Origin of the sequence: Streptomyces sp. NPDC014882 (assembly GCF_043081325.1) — a bacterium.
Lineage (GTDB): Bacteria > Actinomycetota > Actinomycetes > Streptomycetales > Streptomycetaceae > Streptomyces.
On the sequence record NZ_JBIBWL010000017.1, the window covers coordinates 1 to 15237 of the forward strand.

Here is a 15237-nt window from a genome sequence, read left to right on the forward strand (position 1 = left end):
CCCGTGTACTGGGTGTACTCGGGTGATCCGACAACGCGGCGAGGTGCCGTGCCAGGCGTCGCGCGCCCGGCGGGAATTGTCAGACACGCCCTAGGGGGCAGGCCGCGGGTCGGTGGCCGGTGTGTCGCCCACCGGACACCCCGGTGGAGCGGACCCGGGTTCGAGGTCCGCTCCACCGGGGCGGTGCGGTTCTCAGGGAGTGCGGGTGAACACCGCGACGGTCCGTGCCGGGACGGTGAAGGTGCCGGTGCCCGTCGCGTAGGCGGCGGCCTTGACGGTGCCGTCGGCCCCGGCGGCCTGCACCGGGTGCAGGCGGTAGCCGGTCCCGGCGAGCGCGTCGACCCGCTGGTCCTGTGCGTCGGGCGTCGCGTTGAACACGACGACCAGGTCACCGAGTCGCATGGTGATGACGCCGGGCGTCTCGTCCTCGCCGGAGAGCGGGAAGGAGAGCGCCGACTGCACCCGCTCGGCCGTGCCGAGGGAGAACGCCTTCTCCGCCGTACGGATCCTCAGCAGGTCCTGGTAGGCGGCCGAGGCGCCCGTGATCTGGGCGCAGCCCACGCCGATCCGGGTCAGCAGGGGCTTGGCGTAGGACCACTTGGCGGCGTTGTCGGCGGCCGGGGGCAGTCCGCGGGCGAAGCCGTTGCCGTCGGCGCAGTTCCAGTGGATCGCGTTGAACCAGTCGCCGCTGTCGTAGGAGTTGCGGTCCAGGGACTTGGAGCGCAGCAGGTCGGTGCCGGCCTGGGAGAGCGCCGGGCCCTGCGAGAGGGTGGCCGTGGCCATCGCCAGGACCTGCATGCGGGCCCGCTCGGCGGCGGAGGTGCCCGCCGGGAGCTTGAAGGCGAGGGCGTCGAACAGCGACTCGTTGTCGTGGGCGTCGGCGTAGGCGAGGGCGTCGCCGGGGGCGTCCGCGTAGCCGGCCGGGGCGCCGTTGTAGTCGACCCGGGCGCCGGTGACCTCCTTGCCGGACGTGTCGGTGAACCGGTAGGCGGCGAGGTTGCCGCTGAGCCCGACCTTGATCAGGTCCTGGTAGTGCAGCAGGCGGGCCTTCTGCTCGGCGGGGGTGCCGTTGGCGGTGGAGGAGTTGGGGTCGGTGTAGAGGCCGGAGGCGAAGCCCTGGACGCCCGGGTCCTCGTCGAAGGGGCCGCCGCCGCGGACGGCGTCGCGGGCGCGGTCGGAGAAGGTCGCGACGCCCGTGCCGGCCATGTTCTTCTGGGTGGCCTGCACGAAGCGGGCGTCGTCGGCGACCTCGCCGAAGTTCCAGCCCTCGCCGTAGAGGATGATCTTCTTGCCGTCGACGCCGTCCCTGGCGGGGGTCAGCGCGTCCAGGGCCTCGCGGACCGCCAGGATGTTGGCCTTGGGGTGGTGGCCCATGAGGTCGAAGCGGAAGCCGTCGACCTTGTACTCCTTCGCCCAGGTGACGATCGAGTCGACGACCAGCTTGCCCATCATGGCGTTCTCGGTGGCGGTGTTGGCGCAGCAGGTGCTGTTGGCGACCGAGCCGTCGGCCAGCAGCCGCTGGTAGTAGCCGGGCACCACCTTGTCCAGGACGCTGGTGGACGCCTGTCCGGCCGCGGCGGTGTGGTTGTAGACGACGTCCATGACGACGCGCAGGCCGTCCTGGTTGAGCGCCTTGACCATCTCGCGGAACTCGACGGTACGGGCCGTGCCGTCGGGGTCGGTGGCGTAGGAGCCCTCGGGGACCGTGTAGTGGTAGGGGTCGTAGCCCCAGTTGTAGGCGTCCTTGGCGGCCGACTTCGCCACGCACTCCTGCTGCTGGTCGGAGTCGGCCGGGTAGGAGGCGAGGTCGCAGCCGGGGGCCGCCTGGTCGGCCTTCTCCTCGGGGACGGTGGCCATGTCGAAGACGGGCAGCAGGTGGACGTACGACGTGCCGGACCTCGCCAGTCGCCGCAGGTGCGCGGAGCCGTCGCTGTCCTTGTCGGTGAAGGCGAGGTAGGTGCCGGGGGCGTCGGCGGTCGGGTCGGCCACCGAGAAGTCCCGGACGTGCAGTTCCTGGATCTGGGCGTCCTTCAGGGGGACGGCCGCGGGTTTGGCCAGCTTCGACCAGCCCTCGGGGGCGAGCGCCCGGTCGTCGAGGTCGACGACCAGGCTGCGCGCGGAGTTCGCGGTCAGGGCGACCGAGTAGGGGTCGGTGACCTTGTTGGTGACGACCCGGCGGACGCCGGGCGCCCACACCGTGACGGCGTAGCGGTAGGGCTTGTTCTTCCAGGACCTCGGGCCGGTCACGGACCAGACGCCGGTGGCGTCGTCGCGCTTCATCCGGACGGTGGAGCCGTCGATCTCCAGGGACACCTTCTGCGCGGTCGGCGCCCAGACGGCCAGGGTGGGACGGCCGTCGCGGAACGTCGGGCCCAGGTCTGCCTTGGTCGCGGCCGCGTAGAGGTCGTCGAGGACGCCCGCGGTCTGCACTCCGGTGGCGGTGAGCACGGCGCCGTTCGCGGCCCGCTGGGAGGCGACGACCTGGCCGCGCAGCGCCTCGCGGACGCGGTCGCGGTCACGCGGGTCGACGGTCCAGGCGGTGGAGGCCTTCAGGTGCGGGAACCTCGCCTTCTGGGCGTCGGTCAGGGTGCTCTTCGCGAGCCGCAGCCAGCGCTGGTCGGCGCCGGTGAGCGCGCCGCCCTCCGCCGTGATCGAGCCGGTGCGGGAGTACAGCAGCTGGGTGGAGGCGGCCGCGTCGGAGCCGTTCCAGGCGACGGTGTCCCGGTCGATCCAGACCGCCTTGGAGGTGGTGAGGTCGAGGGCGGCGGCGGAGCCGGCGGGCTGCGGCAGGAGGTGCTTCTCCTGGCCGCCGATCAGCCACACCTCGTGGCCGTCCGCCGTGAGGTCGAGCGACCGGTCGGTGGGGAGGTCCTTCTCGTCGCCCTTGTGGAGGATGTAGCTGAGGCTGGTGGCGCCCTCGGTGAGCGGCACCTCGAAGACCGCGCCGTAGCCGTCGGTGCGCACCGGCTTCAGCGGGTTCGACCACTCGGTGGGGTTCGCGGCACCGGTCCAGGTGTGCAGGCCCCAGCCGTCGTAGTTCCCGTCGGCCCGGTGGTAGTGCAGGACGGCCTTGCTCCTGTCCGGCGCCGGGTAGGCGGGCCGTTCGGTCAGGACGGTCTCCTTGCCCTGCTCGATCCAGACCTCGCCGGTCTTCGTGACGTCGATCGTGCGGTCGGCGGTGACGTCCTTGTTGCCCTGCTTGTCGATGACGAGGAAGCTCACGCCGGACGCGCCGGGCTTGAGCTTGACGTAGGCGAAGGCGCCGTAGGCGTCGCGGCCGGTGAAGGGGTGGCTGTCGGGCCAGTTCGTGGACTCGCCGTCGGCGAGGTCGCCCCAGGCGTACAGGCCCCAGTCCGCGTAGTCGCCGTCGGTGCGCTTGTAGTGGACGACCGCATGATCGCGGGAGGAGGCGGTGGGGACCTCGGGGGCGGGCGGGGTGCCGGTGGTGGAGGCGGCGGTGGCGCTCGCCGTGCGGCCGGCCGAGTCGATCACCACGGCCTTGTAGCGCAGGGCGGTGCCGGGGGGCACGTCCTCGCCGACGACCTGCGTGACCTTGTAGGGGGCGTGGTCGGCGGAGCCGAGCGTGCGCCAGGCGCCGTTGCCCACCTGGGCGGCGAAGACGACGCGGTTGAGCCCGCCGCCGTCCACGTCGGCGCCCAGTTCGACGGTGCCGGTGGCGCCGGCGGCCGGGGCCCGGAGGGTGACGGTGGGCTTCACGGCCGGCGCGGCGGGCCTCCCGGCCGCCTCGAGGACGATCGCCGCGCCCGCGGGGACGGTCACGGTGATCTTCTTGCCGGCGTCGGAGGTGACGGTCGCGGAGGTGCCGTGGAGGCCGCGGAAGGCCGTCTTCGCCGAGCCGGTCGCGAAGGTGGCCGACGTGGCCTCGTCCGCGTTGTTGAAGGCGACCACGTACTCGGTGCCGGTCCTCGCGTCCGTGCGGGAGAAGGCGTAGACGCCCGCGCCGTCCGCCGCGTACCGCTCGGTCTGGATGCCGTCGGTGAGCGCCGGGTGGGCCTTGCGGAGCTTCGCGAGGGCGCTGATCTGCCGGTAGAGCGGGGCGTCGGTGTCGTAGGCGTCGGACGCGTGGGTGCGGTCGGTGCCGATCCGGTCGTCGTCGAGGTAGTCGGCGGTCTTCGAGGCGAACATCGTCTGGCGGGCGTCCTTGTCGCCGCCGGCGCCGGTGAAGCCCTGTTCGTCGCCGTAGTAGACGACGGGGTTGCCGCGGCTGAGGAACATCAGCTCGTTGGCGAGCTTGTCCTTGGCGAGGAGTTCGGCGTCCGTGGCCTTCGGGTTGTCCTGGTTCAGGAAGGTGCCGATGCGGCCCATGTCGTGGTTGCCGAGGAAGGTGACCTGCTCGTAGGCGTTGGCCTTGTCGGTGGTGTACCGGTAGTCGTCGCCGAAGACGGCGGCGAGCTTCTTCGCGCTGCCGCCCTGGGAGGCGTACTGGCGGGCCGCCTCCTGGAAGGGGAAGTCGAGGGTGGCGTCGAGGCGGCCCCGGGTGACGTACGGGGAGGTGACGGCCGTGTCGGCGGAGTAGACCTCGCCGAACATGAAGAAGTCGTCGCGGCCCCGCTTCGCGGCGTAGGCGTCGAGGGCCGTGGCCCACTGCGTCCAGAACTCCATGTTCACGTGCTTGACGGTGTCGATGCGGAAGCCGTCGACGCCGAAGTCCCGCACCCAGCGCTGGTAGATCCTCTCCATCCCCCGGACGACCTCGGGACGCTCGGTCCACAGGTCGTCGAGGCCGGAGAAGTCGCCGTGCGTCGAGCTCTCGCCGGCGAAGGTCGAGTCGCCCCGGTTGTGGTACATCGTGGGGTCGTTGAGCCAGGAGGGGACCTTGAGGTCCTTCCTCGCCGGCGGCACGACGGGCGTGCGCGGGAAGGAGCCGGCGTCGACCTCGGGGAAGTCCTTCGTGCCCGCGTGGTCGGCGTCGTCGAAGGGCTCGCCGTCCTTCGTCAGGTACGGGAAGGCGCCCTTGGCGAGGTAGCCGTAGGACTTCTCCTGGTAGTCGACGACGTCGGCGGTGTGGTTGGTGATGACGTCGAAGAAGACCTTCATCCCCTTGGCGTGCGCCTTGTCGATGAGGGTCTCGAGGTCCTCGTTGGTGCCGAAGTGCGGGTCGACCTGGGTGAAGTCGGTGATCCAGTAGCCGTGGTAGCCGGCCGAGGCGTCCTTCCCGGTGCCCTGGACGGGCTGGTTCTTGAAGAGGGGCGCCAGCCACAGGGCGGTGGTGCCGAGCCCCTTGATGTAGTCGAGGCGCCGGGTGAGGCCCTTGAGGTCGCCGCCCTGGTAGAAGCCCTTGTCGGTGGGGTCGTAGCCGGTGGCGAGCCGGGAACCGGTCAGGCCTCCCCGGTCGTTGGCGGTGTCGCCGTTGGCGAAACGGTCCGGCAGGACGAAGTAGAACTGCTCGCGGGTGAGGTCGTGCCGGGCGGCGGTCTTCGCCAGCGCCGCGTCGGAGGGCGGCGGGGGCGGGGTGGCGGCGCGGGCCGCGAGCGGCTGCACGAGCGCTGCCGCGAGGGCTGCCGCGGTGACCGCGGCGACCCGTCCGGCACGGGTGGTGCGGCGCGTCCCGGGCGCCGGCCATCTCGGTGTCACAGGTGTGAACTCCTTGCGATTACGGCTCATTGGGTCCGACCCCTGCGCCACGGGACGACTGCGTCGCCGGGCGCCGGCGTGACCGTAACCCTGACGAAAGGTTTACAGCAAGGGTCGTGAAAGACTCGGCAAGAAATTTCACGACCCTTGCTGTCATACGCTCATGTCACGCGGTCAGGTCACGCGGTCAGCAGCTGGACTTGCCCGCGTAGATCGCCAGCGCGGTGTTCGCGCCCAGGGTGGCGGTGAACTGGCCGCTGGAGTTGACCGTCACCGTCGTGTTGCTCTGCACGTTGCAGTACGTCCCGGCGGGCAGCGAGGTCTGGTAGGTCCGGCTCAGGGAACCGCTCTCGTGGTTGATCGCGACGAAGCCCTTGGAGCCCCGGCCGAAGGCGATCGCGTCGCCGCCGTTGTCCCACCAGTTGGTCACCGACTGGCCTCGGGTGGCGTTGCGGAAGGCGACCATGCGCTGGATCTCGGGCCAGGCGTGCTGGCACTTCCAGCCGTTCTGCCAGCAGGCGCTCACGGAGCCGCCGTTGGGCGGGCCGGCGTCGGTGTCGGAGAACTCGTAACCGGAGTTGACGTCCGGGGCGCCGTAGGGCCAGGCCAGCATGAAGACGTTGGCCAGCGTGTAGGTGGCGCCGTCCTTGTAGCTGAGCGTGGAGCCGTTGCGCTCGGTGTCGTGGTTGTCGACGAAGACGCCGGAGACGGAGCTGTTCATGTAGCCCCAGCCCTCGCCGTAGTTCTTCAGGTAGGCGAGGTTCTCGTTGTTGAAGACCCGCTTGAGGTCGTAGGCGTACCGGAACTCCTGGACGTCGCCGTTGCCGGTGTACTCGGTGGGCTGGACGGCCTCGCCGCTGCCGTAGATGACCTCCTGCTTCCAGTAGGCGTTCGGGTTGGTCAGGCGGGACTTGATGTTCGCGAGGTCGGCGGCCGCGATGTGCTTGGCCCCGTCGACGCGGAAGCCGTCGACGCCGAGGGAGAGCAGGTCGTTCAGGTACTTGGCGATGGCCCCGCGGACGTAGTCCTCGCCGGTGTCGAGGTCGGCGAGGCCGACCAGCTCGCAGTTCTGGACGTTCCAGCGGTCCTGGTAGTTGGTGACCTGCGAGGTGCAGTTGTCGAAGTCGTACGAGGAGTACAGGCCGGGGTAGTTGTACTTCGTGTACGACGAGCCGCCGGTGCCGGTGCCGTTGCCCGCGGACATGTGGTTGACGACCGCGTCGGCGACGACCTTCACACCGGCCGCGTGGCAGGTGTTCACCATGTTCTGGAAGGCCGCGCGGTCGCCGAGGCGTCCGGCGATCTTGTAGCTGACCGGCTGGTACGACGTCCACCACTGGGAGCCCTGTATGTGCTCGGCGGGCGGGGAGACCTGCACGTATCCGTAGCCGGCGGGGCCGAGGGTGGTGGTGCACTCCCGGGCGACGGAGGCGAAGTTCCATTCGAAGAGGACGGCGGTGACGTCCTTGGTGCCGGGCGGGGAGGCCTGCGCCAACGACGGGGTCATGACAAGGGCGGCGGCCGAGAGGGCCAGCGCCCCGGAGAGGGTCCTGCGTGCCATGTGGGGTTCCTTCGACGTTGAAGGTTCTTGCTGAAAGATTCCAGCAACCTTGCGGTGACGCAGATGTTAAAGGCCCGCTGCCTGAAAAGGCAGCGGGCCGGGAGAAGTTGATGCAAGAAGTTTCGCGGGACCGTCGGGCCGTGGCGGCCGGGCCGTCGGGTCACGTAGGAGCGGACCGGACCGAATCGGTCCGGTCCGCTCCGGTCCGGTCCGCTCCGACCTGGTCCGGTTCGGTTCGGTCCGGACCGGCAGGCCGCAGCGAACCGCCAGTCCGCGGCGAACCGTCAGTCCGTGGCGAACCACACCGTGGTGTCCGCCGGAAGCCCCGTCCCGCCGTCCGTCTCGCTCAGCTCACCGCTGGCGAGCAGGACACGGCCGTAGGACGGCACGGTCACCGGCGCACCCGTGGTGTTGGCGACGCACACGAACGCGCCGCGCCGGAACGCCAGGACGCCCTCGGGGGCACGCAGCCACTCCACCGAGTCGCCCGCGCCGAGGTCCGGCCGGGACCGGCGCAGCGCCAGTGCCGAGCGGTACAGCTCCAGCGTCGAACCGGGCACGCCCTGCTGCGCCTCGACGCTCAGCTCGGCCCAGCCCGCGGGCTGCGGCAGCCAGCTGCCGCCGCCGCCGAAGCCGTACGACGAGCCCTCGCGGGTCCACGGGATCGGGACCCGGCAGCCGTCGCGGAAGCCGTCCTGGCCGGCGCCGCGGAAGTACGCCGGGTCCTGGCGGACCTCGTCGGGCAGGTCGACGACGTCCGGCAGCCCCAGTTCCTCGCCCTGGTAGACGTAGGCGGAGCCGGGCAGCGCCAGCATCAGCAGGCTGGCCGCGCGGGCGCGCCGCAGGCCCAGGTCGCGGTCGCCCGCCGTGCGGATCTGGGTGCCGAGACCGGGCGGGTTGGCGAAGCGGGTGGCGTGCCGGGTGACGTCGTGGTTGGAGAGCACCCAGGTGGCGGGGGCGCCGACCGGGCGCATGGCCTCCAGGGTGCGGTCGACGACCTCGCGCAGCTCCTTGGCGTCCCACTCGGTCGCCAGGTACTGGAAGTTGAAGGCCTGGTGCAGCTCGTCGGGGCGGACGTAGTGGGCGGTCCGCTCGACGGTCGGGGTCCACGCCTCGGCGACGAAGATGCGCTCACCGGCGTACTCGTCGAGAACCAGGCGCCACTGCCGGTAGACCTCGTGCACGCCGTCCTGGTCGAAGAACGGCATGACATCGTTGCCCAGCAGCTTGAGCTGGTCGTGGGAACCCAGGTCGGGCAGGCCCTCCGCCTTCACCAGGCCGTGCGCCACGTCGATGCGGAAGCCGTCGACGCCCATGTCGAGCCAGAACCGCAGGATGGAGCGGAACTCGTCGCCGACGGCCGGGTGTTCCCAGTTGAAGTCGGGCTGCTCGGGCGCGAAGAGGTGCAGGTACCACTCGCCGGGCGTGCCGTCGGGCTCGGTCACCCGGGTCCAGGCCGGGCCGCCGAAGATGGACTCCCAGTCGTTGGGCGGCAGCTCGCCGTCCGCGCCCTTGCCGGGGCGGAAGTGGTAGCGGTCGCGCAGCGCGGAGCCGGGGCCCTCGGCGAGCGCCCGCTTGAACCACTCGTGCTGGTCGGAGGAGTGGTTGGGGACCAGGTCGACGATGATCCTGAGGCCCAGCCCGTGGGCGTCGCGGATCAGGGCGTCGGCGTCCAGGAGGTTGCCGAACATCGGGTCGACGGCACGGTAGTCGGCGACGTCGTAGCCGGCGTCGGCCTGCGGCGAGGCGTAGAAGGGGCTCAGCCACACGGCGTCCACGCCGAGGTCGCGCAGGTACGGGAGTCGGGAGCGTACGCCCTCCAGGTCGCCCATGCCGTCGCCGTTGCTGTCGGCGAAACTGCGCGGGTACACCTGGTAGATGACCGCGTCCCGCCACCAGTCGCCGCGCTGCGCGACGGTGGCGACGGCCGGGGCGGGCCGGGTGGTCGGGGCCGGGGCGGCGGAGTGCTGCTGGCTCATGGCTTCCTTGAGGCGGTGGGTGTCCCGCGCCCGAGCGAGGTCGGGCGCGGGAGAGGAGTCATCGGGTTCGGGCGGATGTGCGGCGGTGCCGGAGGTACGGCGGTGGCTGACGAGGCGGCCGCGGTCACAGCGGGGTCGGATGGTGACCGCGGCCGCCTCGGGTCTTCGGTGGCAGCGCCCTCGGCGGGGCGCGGGCCGGGTCCGCCCGCGGGCTCGGCCCGCCCGGGGCGGCGCCGGGAGCGGCCGCGGCGGGACCGCGGCCGGTGGTCGACGGCGGTCGCGCGACCGTCCTCCCGGCGGGGCGTCACCCCTTCGTGCCCCCGGCGGTCAGGCCGGTCACCAGGTTCTTCTGCACGAGGTAGAAGAACGCGGAGACGGGTATCGCGATCAGCACCGCGGTGGCGGCCATCAGGTTGCGCTGCGCGTCGTGCTCGCTGACGAAGCTCTGCAGGCCGACGGCGAGGGTGTACTTCTCGTCGTCGAGCATGAACGTCGTGGCGAAGGCGACCTCGCCGAACGCCGTGATGAAGCTGTAGAACGCGGCGACCGCCAGCCCCGGCTTGGCGAGCGGCAGGATCAGCCGCGCGAACGTGCCGAAGGGGGTCAGTCCGTCGACGCGTCCCGCCTCGTCGATCTCGAACGGGATGGTGTCGAAGTAGCCCTTCATCAGCCAGGCGCAGTACGGCACCGCCGTCGAGCAGTAGACGAGGACGAGTCCGAGGTAGCTGTCGATGAGCCGCAGGTCCGAGAGGATCTGGTACATCGGGACCATCAGGACGGCCACCGGGAACATCTGGGTGAGCAGGAGCACCCACATGAACTTCCGGTAGCCCGGGAAGCGCATGCGGGAGACTGCGTAGCCGGTGGTGGCGGCGACCAGGACGCCGATGACCGTGGTGCCGAGCGAGACGATCAGCGAGCTCTTCAGCCAGTCGAAGAAGTTCGTGTTCTGCAGGATGAACGTGTAGTTGTCCAGCGTCATCTTGCCCCAGATGCCGCCGGGACGCAGGTAGTCGTCCTTGTCGGGGCCGAGGGACAGGAAGACCAGCCAGGCGACCGGGAACAGCGCGATCAGTCCGGCCACGGTCAGCAGGCCGTGCGAGGCGAGGCGCGCCAGCGGGCTGCTCTCGCTGCGCCGGCGCGACCCGCGGGCCGGGGTCCCGTCGTCGGCGGGCCGGTCCGCCGGAGCGGTCGGGGTGACGGTGGAGGTGCTCATGGGGACTCCTGCCTCAGATCGCGAGCTGCTGCTCATTGCGGTTCAGCCAGCGGCGGTAGAAGGAGGTGAAGACGACCAGGATGGCCAGCAGCAGCATGCCGTAGGCCGCGGACTCGGCGAACTCGCGCGGCTGCTGTCCGAAGCCGAGCTGGTAGGCCCAGGTCACGAGGATCTGCGCCTCCGGGGCGGTGTTGCCGAACAGCAGGAAGATGACGGCGAACTGGTTGAAGGTCCAGATGACGCCGAGCAGGACCACGGTGGAGCTGACCGAGCGCAGGCCGGGCAGGGTGACGTGGCGGAACCGCTGCCAGGCGTTCGCGCCGTCCATCTCGGCCGCCTCGTACAGGCTGGCGTCGATGGACTGCAGGCCGCCGAGCAGGGAGATCATCATGAAGGGAACACCACACCAGGTGTTGACCGTGATGGCGGCGACGCGCTGCCAGAAGGTGTCCTCCAGCCACTGCGGCGTCGGCAGGCCGAGGGAGTCCAGGGCGGTGTTGACGATGCCGGCGTCGGCGAGCATGAAGCGCCAGCCGAAGACGGTGACGAAGGTCGGCACGGCCCACGGCAGGATCAGGACCAGCCGGTAGAGGGTGCGCCCGCGCAGCTTCTGGTTGAGCAGCAGGGCGAGGCCCAGGCCGATGCCGTAGTGCAGGGCGACGCAGGCGGCCGTCCACACGATCGTCCAGAGGAAGTGCGACCAGAAGCGGTCGTAGGCCGTCTCGCCCCACAGGATGTCGGCGTAGTTGTCGATGCCGATGAACTTGTAGGTGGCCTCGATCTCGTTGACGCCGATGGTGCGGGCCGAGTTCAGGCTGTCCGCGTCGGTGAGGGTGAGGTAGAAGCCGTACGCCAGGGGGTACAGCACGATGACACCGAGCACCAGGGCCACCGGCGCGATCATGGCGTAGGCGTACCAGTGCTTCTGGAAACTGCGCTTCAGGCGGCCTGCCGGGCCGGGGCGGGGCGCGCGGTCACCGCGGCGCTTGCCGGTCGCGCGATCGATGGCGACTGTCATGTTCGGCACCTTCTGGATGATCAAGGAGTACGGCACACAGGCCGGCGGCCGCCGGACCCTCCCCTGCGGGAAGCGGGTCCGGCGGCCACGCGGGCATTACTTGCTGAAGTCCGGCACCAGCTTGACGATCGCGGTCTCCGCGTCGCCCAGGCCCTTGTCCAGGGACTCCTTGCCGCTCGCGATCTGCGGGAGCTCGTCGTCCAGCGGACCCCACAGCGAGCTGTACTCGGGCAGGGCCGGGCGCGGCTGGGCGGCGGAGAGGACCGTCTGGTAGCCGGCGATGCCCGGGTCGGCCTTGACCTGGTCGGTGTAGGCGTCGTCACGCGTGGGCAGCGTGGAGTTCTTCAGCGCGATGGTCTCCTGCGCCTTGGCCGAGGTCATGAAGTTCACGAACTTCAGCGCGGCCTCCTGCTTCTCCTTGGTGGAGCCGGCGTAGACCGAGAGGTTGTGGCCGCCGGTCGGGGCGCCCGCCTTGCCGGCGGAGCCGGCCGGGACGGTGGCGATGCCGAGGTTGTTCTTGTCCTTGAAGGCGGAACCCTTGTAGAAGTTGGTGATCTCCCACGGGCCCTGGACGATCGAGGCGACCTTGCCGTTGACGAACGCGTCCTGGATGTGGGCGTAGGCGTCGGCGGTCACGTCGGCCTTGTGCAGGCCCTTGCCGTCGAAGAGGCCCAGCCAGGTGCCGTACGCCTTCTGGGCCTCGGCGGACTTGACGGTGATCTTCTTGGCGTCGGCGTCGACCATGTCGGTGCCCTCGCCGTACAGGAACGGCTGGGCGTAGTAGCCGGCGGTGGAGCCCCAGTAGCCGTCGACGCCGGTCTTGTCCTTGACGGTGGCGGCGGCCTTCTTCAGGTCGTCCCAGGTCTTGGGGACCTCGACGCCGGCCTTCGCGAACAGTTCCTTGTTGTAGACGAAGGCGAGGGTGTCCGTGGTGAAGGGGACGCCGTACGTCTTGCCCTCGTACTTCGCCTGCTCGATCAGGTTGGACTTGAACTTGTCCTGCTCGGCGAGGGCCTCGGTGCCGTCCAGCGGCAGGAAGAAGCCCTTCTTGGCGAAGGCGGGGGTCCAGCCGACCTCGGAGCGCAGCACGTCCGGGGCGCCCTTGGAACCGGCGGCGGTGTCGAACTTGTTCTGCGCCTGGTCGAAGGGGACGTTGACGAACTTGACCTTGACGTCCTTGTTGGCGGCCTCGAACTCCTTGACCAGGGCCTGGTACGTCGGCGCCTCGTTGGTCGCGTTGGAGGTGTCCCACCAGGTGATGGTGACCGGGCCGCCGGCCGAGTCGCCGCTGTCGCTGTCTCCGCCGCAGGCCGTCGCCGCGAGGGCGAGGGACGCCACCAGCGCGGTGGCCGCTATGCCACGCCGCATTGAGTTCTCCTTGAGGGTGAAAGCCCGTGTAGCCCAGGAGCGGCCCCGTCCGCCGCCCCTGTCGACTTGCCGACTGCGCCTTTGCGGCCGCCGGGCGTCCAGAACGTAACAGCGATGTAAGCGTTGCGAAAGACCTTGCAGAAAAGAAGTGCAAGGGATCTCCGAAGTTATTCGGACGTGACCTCTCAGCGACCGTCATGAGACGCTTGTTTCCAACGGTGGAGCGGTCAGGGGCGGGTTGTGCAAGACTCTGCAAGCTCTTGCCATCACTTTCACGAGGGAGCGCGATGACGCAGCAGACCGGCCGGGGCCGTCCGACAGGTCGCCCGAGGCGTCCGTTCGGTGTGCAAGGGGACACCTGGCCGGTACAGTCCAACCCTGTGACCACACGGCTTGCCGACATCGCCGCGCAGGCGGGGGTGAGCGAAGCGACCGTCAGCCGCGTCCTCAACGGGAAGCCCGGCGTCGCCGCCACCACCCGCCAGTCCGTGCTCGCCGCTCTGGACGTCCTGGGCTACGAGCGCCCCGTCCGCCTGCGCCAGCGCAGCGCCGGCCTGGTCGGCCTGATCACTCCCGAGCTGGAGAACCCCATCTTCCCGGCCCTGGCCCAGGTCATCGGCCAGGCGCTGACCCGCCAGGGCTACACCCCGGTGCTCGCCACCCAGACGCCGGGCGGCTCCACCGAGGACGAGCTGACCGAGATGCTGGTGGACCGCGGGGTCGCCGGCATCATCTACGTCTCCGGCCTGCACGCGGACACCACCGCCGACATGCAGCGCTACGAGCAGCTGCGCGCGCAGGGCGTCCCCTTCGTGCTCGTCGACGGCTTCTCCCCCAAGGTGCAGGCGCCGTTCATCTCCCCCGACGACCGGGCGGCGATGGCCCTGGCGGTCACCCACCTCGCGTCCCTCGGCCACACCCGGATCGGCCTGGCCCTCGGCCCGAAGCGCTTCGTGCCGGTGCAGCGCAAGATCGAGGGCTTCGTCCGCGCCATGCAGGAGAGCCTCGGGCTGAGCGCGGAGACGGTCGAGCAGGACCTGGTCCAGCACTCCCTCTACACCCTGGAGGGCGGCCAGGCCGCCACCATGGCCCTCATCGACCGCGGCTGCACGGCGGTGGTGTGCGCCAGCGACATGATGGCCCTCGGCGCGATACGGGCGGCCCGCCAGCGCGACCTGTCCGTCCCCCACGACATCTCCGTCGTCGGGTTCGACGACTCCCCCCTGATCGCCTTCACCGACCCGCCCCTGACGACGGTCCGCAAGCCGGTCCCCGCGATGGGGCAGGCCGCGGTGCGCACCCTGCTGGAGGAGATCGGCGGTACGCCGGCCCCGCACAGCGAGTTCGTGTTCATGCCGGAGCTGGTGGTCCGCGGCTCGACGGCCTCGGCGCCGGGCGACCGGTCCCGGCCATAGGGGGCGGGCCCCGGCAGCGGGGCCTGACTCCGGTCGCAGGACCTGGCCCCGTCCGCGGGGCCGGGCCGTCCGCAGGGCCGGCCCCCTCCGCAGGGTCCGGGCCCGTCCACGGAGCGGAGACGTCCGCTTCGGGGCGGTACGTCCGCCGTGTCCCCCCAGGGGTTCCGAGGGGGAAGAACGTGCGTGCCCCATCGGACCGGGGGATGATCGGAGGAGAAGGCTTTTCTGGCAGACTCTGTGTCCATGGGTGAATCGACCGTGACGTCTCTGGAAGGCCATGACCAGGCCGTCCCGGTGCCTGTCACGGCCCCGCAACGCCCTGGTCGGTTGCAGCGGCTGCGCACTCCGCGCCGCCCGCGCCTGTGGTTCGAGATCCTGCTGATCGCGGTGAGTTACTGGACGTACTCGCAGATCCGCAACGCGGTCCCCGAGCAGCGGACCGAGGCGCTGCGCAACGCCGACTGGATCTGGCGGATGGAGCACCACCTGGCCATAGCCGTCGAGGAGTCCGTCAACCACGCGGTCAACTCGGTCACCTGGCTCGTCGTCGGCATGAACTACTACTACGCCACCCTGCACTTCGTGCTGACCCTGGGCGTCCTGGTCTGGCTCTACCGCGCCCATCCCGGCCGCTACGGGGCCGTCCGCCTCGCCCTGTTCGCCACCACGGCCGTGGCCCTGGTCGGCTACTACCTGTATCCGCTGGCCCCGCCCCGCCTGATGAACGGCGGCGTCTTCATCGACACGGTGGTCGTCCACCAGACCTGGGGCTCGATGGCCTCCGGCGATCTCAAGAACATGTCGAACCAGTACGCCGCGATGCCCTCCATGCACATCGGCTGGTCACTGTGGTGCGGCCTGACGATCTTCGCCCTGGCCACGCTCCCCTGGGTGCGCGTCCTGGGCCTGCTCTACCCGGCGGCCACCCTGATCGTCATCGTCGCCACCGCCAACCACTTCTGGCTGGACGCCGTGGGCGGCCTCGTCTGCCTGGCCTTCGGCTACACGGTGGCCCGCGTCTGGTACGGCGCCCTGCCGCACGCCCTGCCGCGGCATCCACCGTCGAGACCGTAGCCACGCCGTGG

Annotated in this window: 8 protein-coding genes; 2 read left to right on the forward strand and 6 right to left on the reverse strand. The window is 70.5% G+C overall.

Going from position 1 to position 15237, the window contains the following annotated elements:
- Positions 1–192: 192 nt before the first annotated feature.
- The 6 genes from pulA to ACF09K_RS29780 form a co-directional block, all read right to left on the reverse strand.
- Positions 193–5595, reverse strand: coding sequence for a pullulanase-type alpha-1,6-glucosidase (pulA, locus tag ACF09K_RS29755; RefSeq protein ID WP_392248408.1), 5403 nt, complete (start codon positions 5593–5595; stop codon positions 193–195).
- A gap of 187 nt (positions 5596–5782) precedes the next feature.
- Entirely contained in the window at positions 5783–7156 is a 1374-nt protein-coding gene (locus ACF09K_RS29760; protein WP_392248409.1) for an alpha-amylase family protein, read from the reverse strand.
- A gap of 284 nt (positions 7157–7440) precedes the next feature.
- Positions 7441–9135 (reverse strand): glycoside hydrolase family 13 protein, encoded by a 1695-nt coding sequence (locus tag ACF09K_RS29765; protein ID WP_392248410.1) that lies wholly within the window; start codon positions 9133–9135, stop codon positions 7441–7443.
- A gap of 304 nt (positions 9136–9439) precedes the next feature.
- Positions 9440–10351, reverse strand: coding sequence for a sugar ABC transporter permease (locus ACF09K_RS29770; RefSeq protein WP_392248411.1), 912 nt, complete (start codon positions 10349–10351; stop codon positions 9440–9442).
- Positions 10352–10364: 13 nt separating this feature from the next.
- The gene (locus tag ACF09K_RS29775) at positions 10365–11369 is read right to left on the reverse strand and encodes a carbohydrate ABC transporter permease (RefSeq protein ID WP_392248412.1); all 1005 of its coding nucleotides are present in this window, start codon (positions 11367–11369) and stop codon (positions 10365–10367) included.
- A gap of 96 nt (positions 11370–11465) precedes the next feature.
- Complete coding sequence (locus ACF09K_RS29780; RefSeq protein ID WP_392248413.1) at positions 11466–12737, reverse strand: extracellular solute-binding protein; 1272 nt, start codon at positions 12735–12737, stop codon at positions 11466–11468.
- 380 nt (positions 12738–13117) lie between these two features.
- Between ACF09K_RS29780 and ACF09K_RS29785 the strand changes: the two genes are divergently transcribed.
- Both ACF09K_RS29785 and ACF09K_RS29790 read left to right on the forward strand, forming a co-directional pair.
- Positions 13118–14152, forward strand: a complete 1035-nt coding sequence (locus ACF09K_RS29785) for a LacI family DNA-binding transcriptional regulator (protein WP_392248414.1) — start codon at positions 13118–13120, stop codon at positions 14150–14152.
- A 243-nt stretch (positions 14153–14395) separates the two neighbouring features.
- Positions 14396–15226 carry a phosphatase PAP2 family protein gene (locus ACF09K_RS29790; RefSeq protein WP_392248415.1) on the forward strand — a complete coding sequence of 277 codons (831 nt, stop codon included), beginning with the start codon at positions 14396–14398 and terminating at the stop codon, positions 15224–15226.
- The last annotated feature ends 11 nt before the right edge of the window (positions 15227–15237 follow it).